Raw genomic sequence first — 13,585 nt, 5'->3', positions numbered from 1 at the left:
CTGTTCGACCTGGGCCAGGGCCTGATCGGCCTGCTCGATCTTGCCTTGCTCGGCGTTCTCGTCATCGCCCTTGCGGCTCTGGTCCAGGCGCACGTGCGCTTCGTTCATGGCCTGCAGCATCAGGCGCGAGACCTGGCTGACCTGCCCCGCCTGCTCGATGAATTCGGCACCTTCCTTGCCCTGGCTTTCCTTGAGGCCATAGGCGCCGTCGTCCGCCAGCCCGGCCTGCAACACATCAAGGTTGTTGGCGACACTGGAGACCGACCAACTGGCCATTTCCAGCGCCAGGTCCTTGGTCTGGGTCAGCTCGACAAACTCATCGAACGCCTTGCGATACGCCGCCAGCGCCTGCTCGACGTCGCTCATCACCGGGACATTGGCAGGCGACTGGGCCTTGAGAATTACCGCCTGGGCCGCCAACGCGTCGACACTTTCGTGCAAGGCGTCCACCGACTTGGGGTCGGCATGCAGCGCGTAGTCCTGCTCGATCAAGCGCACCTTGAGCAAGCCGCTGTTGAGCGCCGACATGGCTTTAAGGCCCTCGAAGCGCTGGCCAACGGTTTGCAGCGACCACACGCCAATCGCGGCCACCAATGCCGTCAACAGCAGTACCAGGGCAAAGCCCAAGCCCAGTTTCTTGGCCATACCGAGGTTGGCAAAACGTCGTTGCACGGCAGAAATCATTGCACTTGAGTCCTCTTGCAATGGCGAATGCCATCAAGCCAGGTTTCGATGCAGCGAGATTCGCAACCCCGGGGCACTGAATACAAGGGTTTGGCGCCACAATAATGGCAAAAAGCTACATCCTCGTCGTTTTCAGAATGGTAGAGGTCGATCCTGCCGGCCCCATGGCCTTGAACAACGCCAGTGCACGCTGATCAGAAGCGTAGGCCACATTGATGCGCAGCCAGTCGCTGGATTCGCCCGTAGGGCTGAAAAGCGCCCCCGGCGACAGCAACACCCCCAGCCGGCGAGCCCGTGCCTGCACGGTGGAACGGTCGCCGACACCAGGGCGCGCCCAGAGGAACATGCCCCCCGCCGGCACCGCAAACACCTCCCACTCTTCGTCTTCCAGCACCTGCAGGGTCATGGCCATTTCCGTGCTCAGCCGCCGGCGCAGACGTTGCACCCACTTGCGGTAGGTACCATTGGCCAGCAACGTCGCCACCACCGCCTCGGCAAACCGCGAGGTGCCGATGCCGGTCAAGGTCTTGACCCTGGCCAATTGCGCGATGATCGCCCCGCTGGCCGTGAGATACCCCACCCGCAAGGCGCTGCTGAGGGTCTTGGAAAAACTCGAGACATAGATCACCCGGTCCTCGTGGGGCAACGCCGACAACCGGGTGCACGTGGCATGTTGCAGGTCGCCATAGACGTCCTCCTCGATGATGAAGAAGTCCTGGGAATGGGCCAGTTGCAGCAAGCGCTCGGCCACCGCCAGGGACAGGCTGGTGCCGGTGGGGTTGTGATACAGGCTGTTGATGAACAGGCACTTGGGCCGGTGCCCGCGCAACAGCGCTTCCAGGGCAGGCATGTCCGGGCCGCCACGGGTGCGCGGCACTTCCAGCAGCTTGACACCGTGAAAGGCCAGTTGGCGGTAAAGGTTGCCGTACCCCGGGCTTTCCACCACCACGGTGTCGCCGGCCTTGAGCAGCGTGCGGATCAGCAGGTCCTGGGCGTGGCTCGCGCCGTGGGTGGTGAGAATATGCTCGACCCGGGTTGCCACCTGGATGTGCGCCAGGCGCTTGAGCAGCTGTTCACGCAGGGCCGGCAGGCCCAGCGGCGTGCTGTAGTTGAAGACCGCAGCAGTGTCGGTGCGGGTGACTTCACGAATCGCGTAACTGATGTCGTCGCTCTCGCGCCAGGTGTCCGGCAGCCAGCCGCATCCCAGTTTCAGTTCGCCCAGTTGATTGTCGATGAAGGCGCCCCACCCCGACTCGGCGCCCTCATACCATTGGTTTTCACCGCGAAGACCACGCTCGGCGAGTGGCTGGGCCACACAGAAACCGGCGCCTTGCCTTGAGGCCAGCACACCTTGGGCAACCATCCGCTCGAACGCCTCGATGACGCTGGACTGACTGAGCAGGTTCTCGTGGGCCAGTTGCCGCACCGAGGGCAACCGCGTCCCGGGGCTGGCGCCGCTCTCGCGAATCCAGGCGGCCAGCGCACTGACGATTTGCTGCACTACCGGTACAAGGGCTTGTCGATCGATCCCTAAATCCATGAGCCACTCACTTAAACTGTTGTCATTTAACCCAAACCAGTTAAGCACAGAAGCCCGATGACAGCCGCGGCCAAGATTTATTAAATCATTGATTTAATTGAATTATTTACCTAGTGAAACACATTCAGGTGAGGCATCTGGCCACCTGCGGAAAAAACCCACAGCGCCTCCAACGCTTTTCTGAATGGCATCCGCCTCACTTCCTAAATCGCGGTCGCGCCACCGTCCACCGCCAATGCCTGGCCCGTGGTGAAGGCAGCACCGTCGCTGCACAGATAAAGCACTGCGCTGGCGATCTCCTCGACCTTGCCGATACGCCCGACCGGGTGCATGGCGGCGGCAAATTCGGCTTTGCGCGGGTCAGCTTCATAGGCACGGCGGAACATATCGGTGTCGATCACGGCCGGGCATACCGCGTTGACGCGGATTTTCTTTTTCGCGTACTCGATCGCCGCCGACTTGGTCAGGCCGATCACCGCGTGCTTGGACGCGGCATAGATACTCATCTTCGGCGCCGCCCCAAGTCCTGCCACAGAAGCCGTGTTGACGATGGCGCCGCCGCCCTGAGCCAGCAGCAACGGCAGTTGATACTTCATGCACAGCCACACGCCCTTGACGTTGACGCCCATGATTGCGTCGAACTCATCCAGGCTGCCGTCCGCCAGCTTGCCCTTCTCGATCTCGATCCCGGCGTTGTTGAAGGCATAGTCCAACCGGCCATAGGTGGCCACGGTCTGCTGCATCAACTGCTGCACGTCCGCTTCGAGGGTGACATTGCAGCGCACAAACACCGCTTCGCCACCGGCCTGATGAATCAGCGCCACAGTGCCCTCGCCGCCAGCCGCGTCCAGGTCGGCGACTACGACTTTCAAGCCTTCAGCGGCGAACGCCAGCGCAGTGGCGCGGCCAATGCCGGCGGCCGCACCGGTCACCAGGGCGACCTGGCCGGAAAATGTCATGCTCATGGTGGATGTTCCTTCGATGGGGATGCTCGATGACCCCAGTCTAGCCAGAGCCACCATCGGCGCGTCAGCACTATCAAAAGCCCGGTTGGCGAACCATGAGCCGCAGTGATAACGGCCCCGGCATCACTATCATTGCAGTGGATCGGTGGGCATTCGCAGGTGCCGCGCACCTTGCCGGTGCAGCCCGAAGGGTCTATCACTCAAGGTCCACTTCTCAAGAGTCGCTGCCATGACTGCCCAGACCAACCGTCAATTCCTGCTCGCCAAACGCCCGGTCGGCGCGGCCACGCGGGACACCTTCACTTACCAGGAAGTGCCGGTGGGTACACCCCAGGACGGCCAGGTGCTGGTGCACAACGAATACCTGTCCCTGGACCCGGCCATGCGCGGCTGGATGAACGAGGGCAAATCCTACATTCCACCGGTGGGTATCGGCGAAGTCATGCGCGCCTTGGGCGTAGGCAAGGTGATCGCGTCGAACAACCCGAAATTTGCCGTGGGCGACTACGTCAACGGTGCCTTGGGTGTGCAGGATTACTTCCTCGGTGAGCCGCGGGGTTTCTACAAGGTCGATCCGAAACTGGCGCCGTTGCCGCGTTATCTGTCGGCGCTGGGGATGACCGGCATGACCGCTTACTTCGCCCTGCTGGACACCGGCGCGCCCGAGGCCGGCGAGACCGTGGTGATCTCCGGCGCGGCAGGCGCGGTGGGCAGCATTGCCGGGCAGATTGCCAAGATCAAAGGCTGCCGCGTGGTAGGCATCGCTGGCGGCGCCGACAAATGCAGGTTCCTGGTGGATGAGCTGGGTTTTGATGCCGCCATCGACTACAAGAACGAAGACGTGCATGCCGGCCTCAAGCGCGAGTGCCCGAAAGGTGTGGACGTGTATTTCGATAACGTCGGCGGGGACATTCTCGATGCCGTGCTCAGCCGCCTGGCATTGAAAGCCCGCGTAGTGATCTGCGGCGCCATCAGCCAGTACAACAACAAGGAAGCTGTCAAAGGGCCGGCCAACTACCTGTCACTGCTGGTCAATCGTGCGCGCATGGAAGGGTTTGTGGTGATGGACCACGCGGCGAATTTTGCCGCTGCCGGGCAGGAAATGGCCGGCTGGATGGCTCAGGGCAAGCTCAAGAGCAAGGAAGATATAGTCGAGGGGCTGGAGACGTTCCCGGAGACGCTGATGAAACTGTTCAAAGGTGAGAACTTTGGGAAGTTGGTACTGAAAGTCAGCTGACACACCGCAGAACCAAATGTGGGAGCGGCGGTGCGACGGTTCGACTTGCTCGCGAAGGCGGTAGAGCAGTCACCTTATGCATTGACTGTCACACCGCCTTCGCGAGCAAGCCCGCTCCCACATTTTTTTACCGTGCCCGCTTCAGGTCGGGTAGGTCAGGCAATCTCGGCAACTACCGCTGCCAGCGCCTTGGCCGGGTCGGCCGCCTGGCTGATCGGGCGACCGATCACCAGGTAATCGGAACCGGCATCCAGGGCCTGGCGCGGGGTCAGGATGCGACGCTGGTCGTCCTGGGCGCTGCCCGCCGGGCGAATCCCCGGGGTCACCAGTTGCAACGCCGGGTGGGCGGTCTTCAACGCCTGCGCTTCCAGCGCCGAGCACACCAGGCCGTCCAGGCCAGCCTTTTGCGCCAGGGCCGCGAGGCGCAGCACTTGTTCCTGTGGCTCGATGTCCAGGCCGATGCCGGCCAGGTCTTCACGCTCCATGCTGGTCAGCACGGTCACGCCAATCAGCAGTGGCTTGGGGCCGCTGCGCTGATCGAGCACTTCACGGCACGCAGCCATCATGCGCAAGCCGCCGGAGCAGTGCACGTTGACCATCCACACGCCCATTTCGGCGGCGGCCTTGACCGCCATCGCGGTGGTGTTGGGGATATCGTGGAATTTCAGGTCGAGGAACACCTCGAACCCTTTGTCACGCAAGGTGCCGACAATTTCGGCGGCACAACTGGTGAACAGTTCCTTGCCAACCTTGACCCGGCAAAGCTTGGGGTCCAACTGGTCAGCCAGCTTCAGTGCGGCGTCACGAGTGGGGTAATCCAGGGCGACGATGATAGGAGTCTGGCAGGCGGACATTGGAATGGGCTCTCAGGCAAGTCGAAATCGGCGCGGATTGTAGCGCAAGCAGCGGGTTTGCGGGATCCGATGATCGGTAATTCGCGATTTAGCCGCCAGATTGCGGGCTCCCGGGCAATTGTGTCAAAACAGATACATTCCCGACATGCCTGCAATACCCCCGAAGATTAGCCTCGCACACGTGAACCATCGTACAGAACTTCCAGCCCCGGGGCTGGGCGCCTATGCTGAACGCAACAACCTCGCCGCCGAGCTTCGGCCCGGCGGCCAACCAGGTAGATGATCGCACCATGCAAACCCTGACTCCTGTGCTGAATGACGATCAAAAAGCCTCGCTTGTCGGTGAAGACAAACGCTGGAATACCCGCGCACTGATTGTCGACGACGACGTGCCGATCCGCGAACTGCTGATCGATTACCTGGCGCGCTTCAATATCCTCGCCAGCGGCGTGACCGATGGGGCGGCCATGCGCCAGGCCATGCAAGCCGAGACCTTCGACGTGGTGGTGCTCGACCTGATGCTGCCGGGCGAAGACGGCCTGTCGCTGTGCCGCTGGCTGCGGGCGGAATCGGACATCCCGATCCTGATGCTCACCGCCCGCTGCGAACCTACCGACCGCATTATCGGCCTGGAACTGGGGGCCGACGACTACATGTCCAAGCCCTTCGAGCCCCGTGAACTGGTGGCGCGCATCCAGACCATCCTGCGCCGGGTGCGGGATGACCGCACCGAGCAGCGGGCGAATATCCGCTTCGACAACTGGCGCCTCAACAGCGTGCTGCGCCAGCTGGTGGCCGACGACGGGCTGGTGGTGCCGCTGTCCAACGCCGAATTCCGTTTGCTGTGGGTGTTTATCGAGCGCCCGCGCCGGGTTCTGAGCCGCGAACAATTGCTGGACGCGGCCCGGGGTCGCTCCATCGAGGCCTTTGATCGCAGTATTGACCTGCTGGTCTCGCGCCTGCGCCAGAAGCTGGGGGACGACCCCAAGGCCCCGCAGTTGATCAAGACCGTACGCGGTGAAGGCTACCTGTTCGACGCCCGAGATATCGGCTGATGCGCAACGCCTTCAACACCCTGTTCGGGCGGCTGTTCGGCGTGTTGCTGGTGGCGATTGTGCTGGCCCACGCGCTGGCATTCTTCTGGTTTCACCATTATGGCCCGCCGCCCCCTCCGCCCCACGAGACCTTCATCGAGCAACCGGACGGCAGCCTGACGCCAATGCCCAAGGAGCATCGCCGTCCCTGGTTCGGCGGGCCTGTGGTGCCGCTGACCTTCCAGTTTATCTCGCTGATCATTGCCGCCTGGTACGGCGCCAAGCTGCTCAGCCGGCCAATCCAGCGCCTGAGCGCCGCGGCCGAGCGCCTGAGCCTGGACCTCGACAGCCCACCGCTGAACGAGTCCGGCCCACGGGAGGCGCGGCAAGCGGCATCGACCTTCAACCTGATGCAAAAGCGCATCCGCGAACAGGTCACCCAGCGTGCCCGCATGCTGGGCGCCGTGTCCCACGACCTGCGCACGCCGCTGTCACGGCTCAAGCTGCGCCTGGAACAGATCGAAGACACCAAGCTGCAGGGCCAGATGCGCCAGGACCTGGACGACATGATCGGCATGCTCGACGCCACCCTGAGCTACCTGCACGAGCAGCGCACCAGCGAAACCCGGCATTGGCTGGATGTGCAGGCGCTGGTGGAGTCCCTGAGTGAAAACGCCCAGGACCGCGGCTCCGATGTGCAATGCAGTGGTGAGTGCGCGCCGCTGCAAGTGCAACCGATGGCCCTGCGTTCGTGCCTGAACAACCTGATCGACAACGCCCTGCGGTACGCCGGCACCGCGCGCATCGAACTCGCGGACACTCCGCAGGCGCTGGTGGTGAAGGTAATCGACCACGGCCCGGGCATTGCGGCGGATAAACGCGAGGCGGTGTTTGAACCGTTTTATCGGCTGGAAGGCTCGCGCAACCGCAATTCCGGTGGCGTGGGGTTGGGCATGACGATTTCCAAGGAAGCCGTGGAACGCCTCGGTGGACGGCTGAGCCTGGAGGAAACTCCGGGCGGCGGCCTTACCGCCGTAATGTGGCTGCCAAGGGCGTAGGAATGGTTCCTGCGCCCTGCAGGAACCATTACTGCCCGGTTTTATCTTCCCGCCGCACCTGAGCCTGGGTGGCACTCCAGTCCGTCAACAAGCTATACGCCACCGCCAGCAATGTCGGGCCGATAAACAGGCCGATAAAGCCGAACGCAATCAACCCGCCAAACACCCCCAGCAACACGATCACCAGCGGCAGGTTGCCGCCACGGCTGATCAGGTAGGGCTTGAGCACGTTGTCGACGCCGCTGATGATGAACGTGCCCCATACACCGAGGAACACCGCATAGGTGTAGTCGCCCTTCCAGGCGAGCCAGGCGGTGGCCGGAATCCAGATCAGCGGCGGGCCCATCGGAATCAGGCTGAGCAGGAAGGTCACGATCCCCAGCACCAAAGCCCCCGGAACACCGGCAATCCAGAAGCCGATCAGCGCCAGCAAGGCCTGGGCGGCAGCGGTGCCGATCACACCGTTGACCACCCGCTGCACCGTACCCGCGACCAGTTCGATGTAATAACCCGCCCGGTCGCCGATCAACCGCTCCAGCAAGCGATGCACAAACATCGCCAGGCGCGGCCCGTCACGGTAGAAAAAGAACACGAACACCAGGCTCAGGGTCAGTTCCAGGATGCCGCCGCCGATCTGCGCACTGCGGGCCAGCAACCAGTTGCCGACCTGGCCCAGGTACGGTTTCAACGTGACCATCAGTGCCGCGCCCTGCTGGTCGATGCTGTCCCACATCGCCACCAATCGTTCGCCGACAAAGGGAATGGAACCGAGCCAGGTGGGCGCCGCAGGCAAGCCATCCACCTGGATATCCTTGATCAGGCCCACGGCATCGCGCACATGGTCGGCCAGGTTGAACCCCAGCCAAACCAGCGGCAACGCCACCAATAGCATCCAGACCAGGGTCAGGATCCCGGCGGCCAGCGATTCGCGACCGCCCAGCCAGCGGGTGAGCAAGCGCATCACCGGCCAACTGGCAAACGCCAGTACCGCGCCCCAGAACAGCGCCGACCAGAAAGGCGCCATCACCCAGAAGCTGGCACCAAACAACACCAGCAGCAGGATCTGCACCAGCAGGCGATCGTTATTGAGCATGTGGTTTCTCGAAAAGAAGTCTGTAAGAGCAAGAGCTTAGGCGAACGGCGCGGGTCCGTTCGCCCTGGAACGGTCAGCGTATCAGATGCAGGTGCAAACCCTTGGCTTCAGTGGTGCCGGTTTCCAGGCGCGCCGCACGTACGCCCTGATCGATCAAGCCCTGGCGCCATACCTCGGCGGTGGGCCCGGTCAAACTGACCCGCAACGTGGCATCCAGGTTCAATCCGCGGGAAATAAGGGTGAGCCAGGTGGCGTCAGGCTCGGCGCCCAGCTTGGGAAAATCCAGCTCGCCAGTGCTTTTCAGTTCCCGCAGCAGCGTAGCGGAGGTCGGCAGCAAATCACCCAACGGTGCGCTGGCGTCCATCTGTTCCACGTGCAGGTACGCCCGTCGATTGCCCCGGGTGATGCCGTACAACGCGACCAGGGAGTTGTCCTGCGGGGCCGCCAGGCGCAGCAGCAGGTATTCCTGCTGGCCGTCGGCGCCCACCAGCTTGGCATTGCCGAACACTTCATTGGCCCACAGGCTGCTTTCACCGCAATCACGGGCCTGGCACCAGAACAGCAGTTGCGCGCCCTGGGCCTGCAAGGCTTCGCGGGTGGCGGTAAAGGCGGCGCTGGAGGTGTGCTCGGCAGGCAGTTCGTAGGTGATGGCAGTGGCTTGGCCGCGGGCGGTGGCCTGGCCTTCATAGCGCAGCTGGCCGCTGATCTTGCGGATCGAGCCCAGCGGGTAGATACGTTCTTTCTCTTCGGCGGGACGGTAGTCGACAATCTGCGCGTCGACCTGACGGGCCACGGCGGGCAAGTCCTGGCTACCCGGTACGTCGGCGGCAAACACCAGCGGGCTGAAACAGCACAGCCCCAGAACACGGAAAAATCCCTTCGGCATACTCATCGGATCGGCGCGCCCTGGCCATAGGGGTGCGCTGCGGTGTTGAGATCGTTCATGGTTGACTCCCTTTCGATCCGCCCAGCCTCGGCAGTTGACCCCGCCAAGTCAAGGCGTGGAGAAGAACCGATTGAAACAGTCTGCAACAAGGGTAGCGCCTGGCTCGTCATTCAGGTGCAAATGATGGCCACCGGGCAAGGTAGTCACCTGGAACGGAAGCCCGGAAAGCAATTCGGAATGTTTCGCCAACATGCCGTCTTCGGCGACCACCAACTGTGTCGGACAGCCGACTCGGCGCACGAAGGCCATCGCCTGTTCTTCTGTCAGGCGCATGGGGGAGGCCAGGGTCAGGCGGCTGTCGCTGCGCCAGGTGTAACCACCCGGCACGGGCATCAAGCCACGCTGGGCCAGCAGTTCGGCGGCTTCACGACTGACTGCCACCACGCCTTTCATCCGCGCTTCCACCGCGCGATCAAGGGTGCTGTACACCGGCTTGCGCTTGTCCTGCAGGTTCATTTGCGCCTGCAACGCCATGCCGAGGCGTTCGGCGGCGTTGTCTGCGGTGCCGGTCGGCGGGATCACGCCATCAATCAATCCCAGGTGCGTCACCCGCTCCGGCAAGGCGCCGGCCAACACCAGGGAAACGATGGCGCCGAGGGAGTGGCCAAGTAATGCAAAACGTTTCCACCCGAGTTGTTCGGCGACTTGCAGCACGTCGTGGACGTAATCCCACAGGGAATAACCGGCGCCAGCGGGTCGATGGGCCGAGTGACCATGGCCGGCCATGTCCAGGGCGACGATGCGCAGGCCATCGAGTTTCGGTGCCAGGCGGGCAAAGCTGTTGGCGTTGTCCAGCCAGCCATGCAGGGCAATCACCGGCAAACCGTCTTCAGGGCCGAACAGATGCGCCGCCAACTCGATGTGCGGCAGCGCCAGGCGGACTTCTTCGACGGGCGCAGTCATGCGCAACTGCGCTCGCGCTGGCGAGCTTCCCAACGGGCAAACAGGTTCTTGATCAAAGTGGCGGTGTCCTGTGGGCGTTCAAGGGGAAACATGTGGCCGCCGGGCATGGTCAGCATTTCGCCCATGGGCATGCGCCCCACGCCGCTGGCATGGTGACGCATCACCACCCGGCTCTGGCGACCACGCACCACCGCCAGCGGCACTTTCAGTTGCCGGGCCTGGCCGGGGCTGGTGTGGGGCACGCCGCGGTAGATGCTGATTTCGGTGGCCGGATCAAAGCGCAGGCGCAGGCGATCACCCACCGGCTCCAGGCCGTGTTGCAGGTAGGCATCAAAACAGTCGGGATCAAAGCCGCGAAACAAGGTCTTGCCAGCGAAGTACTGGCGCGCAGCCGCCAGGTCGGCGAACTCTTCACGACGGCCCAGGGTGCGCCCCGCCGGGGTCAGCCGGTCGATAAAGCCGAAACGCTTGGCCGCGCGGATCACCCAGCGATCGGCCAGGGTCAGTACCGGCGAATCCAGCATCACCACCCCGCGATACAGCTGCGGGCTACGCATGGCCGCGTGCAGGTGCAGCACGCCACCCAACGAATGGCCCACGCCCCACACCGGCTCCGGTTGTTGCTCAAGGTGGTGGATCAGTTCGTCCACCAGGTTCTGCCAATTGTCATCCACTGGAAACCGGGGGTCGTGACCGTGCTGCGGCAAATGCGCGACGGCGTACTCCGGGGCCAGGGCGGCAAACAATTTGCCGTAGGTCGCCGAAGGAAAGCCATTGGCGTGAGCGAAAAACACGTGCTGCGACATACCTGATCCATCACCGTAAACAGAGTGTTGATTCTCCCCAGACCGGGCAGTCACGGCAATGACTGTAACTGCCAGGAATGATGACACTCACGCCACGCCTATCGGGCCGGCGGCGTCTCCCCCAGCGGTACCACGGCCATGGTCAGGCGCGACACACAGCTGGCCTTGCCTTCATCGCTGGTCAGGCGAATGTCCCATACGTGGGTGGTGCGTCCGATGTGAATCGGCTTGGCCACCGCCGTCACCCGCCCGCTGCGCAGGCCGCGCAGGTGGTTGGCGTTGATTTCCAGGCCCACGCAATAGAACTTGCTGGCGTCGATGCACAGGTAACTGGCCATGGAGCCCACGGTTTCCGCGAGTACCACCGACGCGCCGCCGTGCAGCAGGCCGTAGGGTTGATGGGTGCGGTGGTCGATCACCATGCTGGCCGTCAGGGACTCGTCGTCAAAACGTTCAAAGCGGATATCCAGTACTTCACCGATGGTGTTTTTCTGAATCGCATTCAGTTGCTCGATATTCGGTTGGGTGCGCCACAGGCTCATTGATCGGTCCTTATTGGTTTTATGTCAGTGCTCAATCCTGCCACAGCACGGCCTCGGAGCGCTCGCTCCAGGCCAGGAACTGCGACCCGTAGGCTGATTCAATCACGTTGCGCTTGATCTTCAAGGTCGGCGTGAGAAAACCGTTTTCCACCGCCCAACTGTCTTTCACCACCACCAGTTGGCGCAAGCGCTCATGTTTATCCAGCACCTGGTTGACCTCTTCCAGCAAGCGTTCAAGGCTGCCCTGCAAAGCCTGGCGCCCAGCGCCTGCGGCATCTTGCAGACCCACCGCAGATAACACGCACAGGCCCATGGGCGCACTCAAGCCATCGCCCACCACGCACACCTGCTCGATGCGTGCATGTTCGGCCAGGCGGTTTTCAATCGGCGCCGGGGCCACGTATTTGCCTTTGCTGGTCTTGAAGATTTCCTTGAGCCGCCCGGTCAGCCGCAGGCGGCCATCGGTGCCCTGCTCGCCCTTGTCGCCGGTGCGCAGGAAGCCGTCGGCGGTGAGGGTCTCGGCAGTTTTTGCGGGGTCCTTGTAATAACCGAGCATGGTCGCGCCGCTGCGTACCTGGACTTCGCCGTCGTCACCGATGCGCACTTCGACGTCCGGGCATGGCGGGCCTATCCAGCCGAGTTTCTGCTGGCCGGGGCGGCACACGTGGGAGTAGCCGCAGCTTTCGGTCATGCCATAGACCTCCAGCACATCCAGGCCCAGCCGGCGATACCAGACCAACAGTGCTTCGGGCACGGGGGCTGCGCCGGAGATCGCCACGCGCACAGCGTCCAGGCCCAACCCGGCGAGTACTTTGTGGCCGACCCGCTTGCCGATGAAGGGCAGGCGCAGCAAGGTATCGAGGCGGCTTGCGGGGATTTTGCTATAGACGCCCATCTGGAATTTGGTCCAGATCCGCGGTACGCCGAACAGCGCTGTTGGCCTCGCCCGTTTGAGGTCTGTCAGAAAAGTGTCGAGGCTCTCGGCGAAAAATACTGTCTGTCCGGTGTAGATCGAGGCCATCTCCACGAACATGCGTTCGGCGACGTGGCACAGCGGCAGGTAGGACAGCAGGCGGTCGCCCTCCCCCAGGCCGAACAGTTCAGTGCCGCGGATGGCCGCGAAGGCCAGCGCGCCGAAGCTGTGCATCACGCCCTTGGGCAGGCCGGTGGTGCCGGAGGTGTAGATGATGGTGGCTAGATCGGATGCTGCGGGCGCGGGGTTGTCCTGAATGGGTGAGCAGGCTTGCAGGTCGGCCCAGGTGAAATCGAATTCGCCATCGGGGCACAGCGGCAGGCTGATGGTGGGCAGGTCGGCCTTTACTCCGGCGGACATGGCGGGCCAGTCGTCCAGTTTGCCGATAAATGCCAGTGCGGCTTCGGAATGCTCGAGTACGTGGGCGACGGAGTCGGCGGTGAGGTTGGGGTAGAGCGGGACCGAGACGTGGCCGGCCATCCAGATGGCGAGGTCGGCGATGATCCAGTGGGCGCAGTTTTTCGAGATCAGGGCGATGTGGGAGCCCTGGGGCAGGTCGCGGGCTCGCAGCCAGTGGGCGGCGCAGCGGGCCTGGTGACCGGCTTCGGCCCAGGTGAGGGTTTGGACCTCGCCGCCCTTGATGGGCTGAACCAGGAATCGTTGCCGTGGGTGGCGGGCTTCGCGGTCGAAGAAGACTTGCAGCGGCAAACGAATAGCGACAGACATGGACGCGCTCCTTTGTGTTCCGATGGTAGCCAACCAAGCACTTGCTTGGCTGACTATTTCATGGGAGCGCGGGGGGTGCAAGTTCTGCTGTTTGGGGGTATATCCGTTATTTGGGTGATGGCTGAAATGGGTTCCGCTCTTACAGCGGCTCACTTTTGAAAAGCGCAAAAGTAAGCAAAACGCTCTTGCCCCACCACTCGGCTCCTCGCTTAGGCTCGGAGTGC

General features: G+C 63.0%; 12 protein-coding genes. 3 read left to right on the top strand and 9 right to left on the bottom strand.

Features of this window, described 5'->3' with window-relative positions; genetic code table 11:
* Positions 1–799: 799 nt before the first annotated feature.
* Together ACIOMR_RS28270 and ACIOMR_RS28265 are read right to left on the bottom strand one after the other, a co-directional pair.
* A complete protein-coding gene (locus tag ACIOMR_RS28270; protein ID WP_401197682.1) occupies positions 800–2,224 on the bottom strand; it encodes a PLP-dependent aminotransferase family protein in 1,425 nt (474 codons plus the stop codon).
* A gap of 203 nt (positions 2,225–2,427) precedes the next feature.
* Positions 2,428–3,189, bottom strand: a complete 762-nt coding sequence (locus ACIOMR_RS28265; protein ID WP_008431261.1) for an SDR family oxidoreductase — start codon at positions 3,187–3,189, stop codon at positions 2,428–2,430.
* A gap of 229 nt (positions 3,190–3,418) precedes the next feature.
* Here ACIOMR_RS28265 and ACIOMR_RS28260 point away from each other — a divergent pair, with 229 nt between their 5' ends.
* Positions 3,419–4,426, top strand: a complete 1,008-nt coding sequence (locus ACIOMR_RS28260) for an NADP-dependent oxidoreductase (RefSeq protein ID WP_401197680.1) — start codon at positions 3,419–3,421, stop codon at positions 4,424–4,426.
* A 155-nt stretch (positions 4,427–4,581) separates the two neighbouring features.
* On the opposite strand, the gene pyrF is transcribed toward ACIOMR_RS28260, so the two are convergent.
* Positions 4,582–5,280, bottom strand: coding sequence for an orotidine-5'-phosphate decarboxylase (gene pyrF / locus ACIOMR_RS28255; RefSeq protein WP_003217180.1), 699 nt, complete (start codon positions 5,278–5,280; stop codon positions 4,582–4,584).
* Between the two features lie 290 nt (positions 5,281–5,570).
* Between pyrF and ACIOMR_RS28250 the strand changes: the two genes are divergently transcribed.
* Together ACIOMR_RS28250 and ACIOMR_RS28245 are read left to right on the top strand one after the other, a co-directional pair.
* On the top strand, positions 5,571–6,335 hold the full coding sequence (locus ACIOMR_RS28250; RefSeq protein ID WP_032898726.1) for a response regulator: 765 nt from the start codon (positions 5,571–5,573) through the stop codon (positions 6,333–6,335).
* On the top strand, positions 6,335–7,372 hold the full coding sequence (locus ACIOMR_RS28245) for a cell wall metabolism sensor histidine kinase WalK (RefSeq protein WP_003217175.1): 1,038 nt from the start codon (positions 6,335–6,337) through the stop codon (positions 7,370–7,372). Before ACIOMR_RS28250 ends, ACIOMR_RS28245 begins: the two co-directional genes overlap by 1 nt.
* A gap of 28 nt (positions 7,373–7,400) precedes the next feature.
* Here the strand turns inward: ACIOMR_RS28245 and ACIOMR_RS28240 are convergent, their stop codons facing one another.
* The 6 genes from ACIOMR_RS28240 to ACIOMR_RS28215 all read right to left on the bottom strand — a co-directional run bounded on the left by ACIOMR_RS28240 (position 7,401) and on the right by ACIOMR_RS28215 (position 13,361).
* Positions 7,401–8,465 (bottom strand): AI-2E family transporter, encoded by a 1,065-nt coding sequence (locus ACIOMR_RS28240; protein WP_003217173.1) that lies wholly within the window; start codon positions 8,463–8,465, stop codon positions 7,401–7,403.
* 73 nt (positions 8,466–8,538) lie between these two features.
* Positions 8,539–9,357 carry a DUF4892 domain-containing protein gene (locus tag ACIOMR_RS28235; RefSeq protein WP_401197676.1) on the bottom strand — a complete coding sequence of 273 codons (819 nt, stop codon included), beginning with the start codon at positions 9,355–9,357 and terminating at the stop codon, positions 8,539–8,541.
* Between the two features lie 102 nt (positions 9,358–9,459).
* Positions 9,460–10,314, bottom strand: a complete 855-nt coding sequence (locus ACIOMR_RS28230; protein WP_177068178.1) for an alpha/beta hydrolase — start codon at positions 10,312–10,314, stop codon at positions 9,460–9,462.
* The gene (locus ACIOMR_RS28225) at positions 10,311–11,120 is read right to left on the bottom strand and encodes an alpha/beta fold hydrolase (RefSeq protein ID WP_008431257.1); all 810 of its coding nucleotides are present in this window, start codon (positions 11,118–11,120) and stop codon (positions 10,311–10,313) included. The genes ACIOMR_RS28230 and ACIOMR_RS28225 overlap by 4 nt, the downstream gene beginning before the upstream one ends.
* Positions 11,121–11,218: 98 nt before the next feature.
* Positions 11,219–11,662, bottom strand: a complete 444-nt coding sequence (locus tag ACIOMR_RS28220; protein WP_003217165.1) for a hotdog fold thioesterase — start codon at positions 11,660–11,662, stop codon at positions 11,219–11,221.
* Between the two features lie 31 nt (positions 11,663–11,693).
* The gene (locus tag ACIOMR_RS28215) at positions 11,694–13,361 is read right to left on the bottom strand and encodes an AMP-binding protein (RefSeq protein WP_102369643.1); all 1,668 of its coding nucleotides are present in this window, start codon (positions 13,359–13,361) and stop codon (positions 11,694–11,696) included.
* Between the last annotated feature and the right edge of the window lie 224 nt (positions 13,362–13,585).

Source organism: Pseudomonas sp. NPDC087814 (genome assembly GCF_044742865.1).
Classification (GTDB): Bacteria; Pseudomonadota; Gammaproteobacteria; order Pseudomonadales; family Pseudomonadaceae; genus Aquipseudomonas.
This window is presented reverse-complemented; position numbering and strand designations above follow the sequence as displayed.

Coding starts and splice junctions, on each gene's coding strand:
- ACIOMR_RS28270 (WP_401197682.1), bottom strand. CDS start 2,224: ATGGATTTAGGGATCGATCGACAAGCCCTTGTACCGGTAGTGCAGCAA.
- ACIOMR_RS28265 (WP_008431261.1), bottom strand. CDS start 3,189: ATGAGCATGACATTTTCCGGCCAGGTCGCCCTGGTGACCGGTGCGGCC.
- ACIOMR_RS28260 (WP_401197680.1), top strand. CDS start 3,419: ATGACTGCCCAGACCAACCGTCAATTCCTGCTCGCCAAACGCCCGGTC.
- pyrF (WP_003217180.1), bottom strand. CDS start 5,280: ATGTCCGCCTGCCAGACTCCTATCATCGTCGCCCTGGATTACCCCACT.
- ACIOMR_RS28250 (WP_032898726.1), top strand. CDS start 5,571: ATGCAAACCCTGACTCCTGTGCTGAATGACGATCAAAAAGCCTCGCTT.
- ACIOMR_RS28245 (WP_003217175.1), top strand. CDS start 6,335: ATGCGCAACGCCTTCAACACCCTGTTCGGGCGGCTGTTCGGCGTGTTG.
- ACIOMR_RS28240 (WP_003217173.1), bottom strand. CDS start 8,465: ATGCTCAATAACGATCGCCTGCTGGTGCAGATCCTGCTGCTGGTGTTG.
- ACIOMR_RS28235 (WP_401197676.1), bottom strand. CDS start 9,357: ATGAGTATGCCGAAGGGATTTTTCCGTGTTCTGGGGCTGTGCTGTTTC.
- ACIOMR_RS28230 (WP_177068178.1), bottom strand. CDS start 10,314: ATGACTGCGCCCGTCGAAGAAGTCCGCCTGGCGCTGCCGCACATCGAG.
- ACIOMR_RS28225 (WP_008431257.1), bottom strand. CDS start 11,120: ATGTCGCAGCACGTGTTTTTCGCTCACGCCAATGGCTTTCCTTCGGCG.
- ACIOMR_RS28220 (WP_003217165.1), bottom strand. CDS start 11,662: ATGAGCCTGTGGCGCACCCAACCGAATATCGAGCAACTGAATGCGATT.
- ACIOMR_RS28215 (WP_102369643.1), bottom strand. CDS start 13,361: ATGTCTGTCGCTATTCGTTTGCCGCTGCAAGTCTTCTTCGACCGCGAA.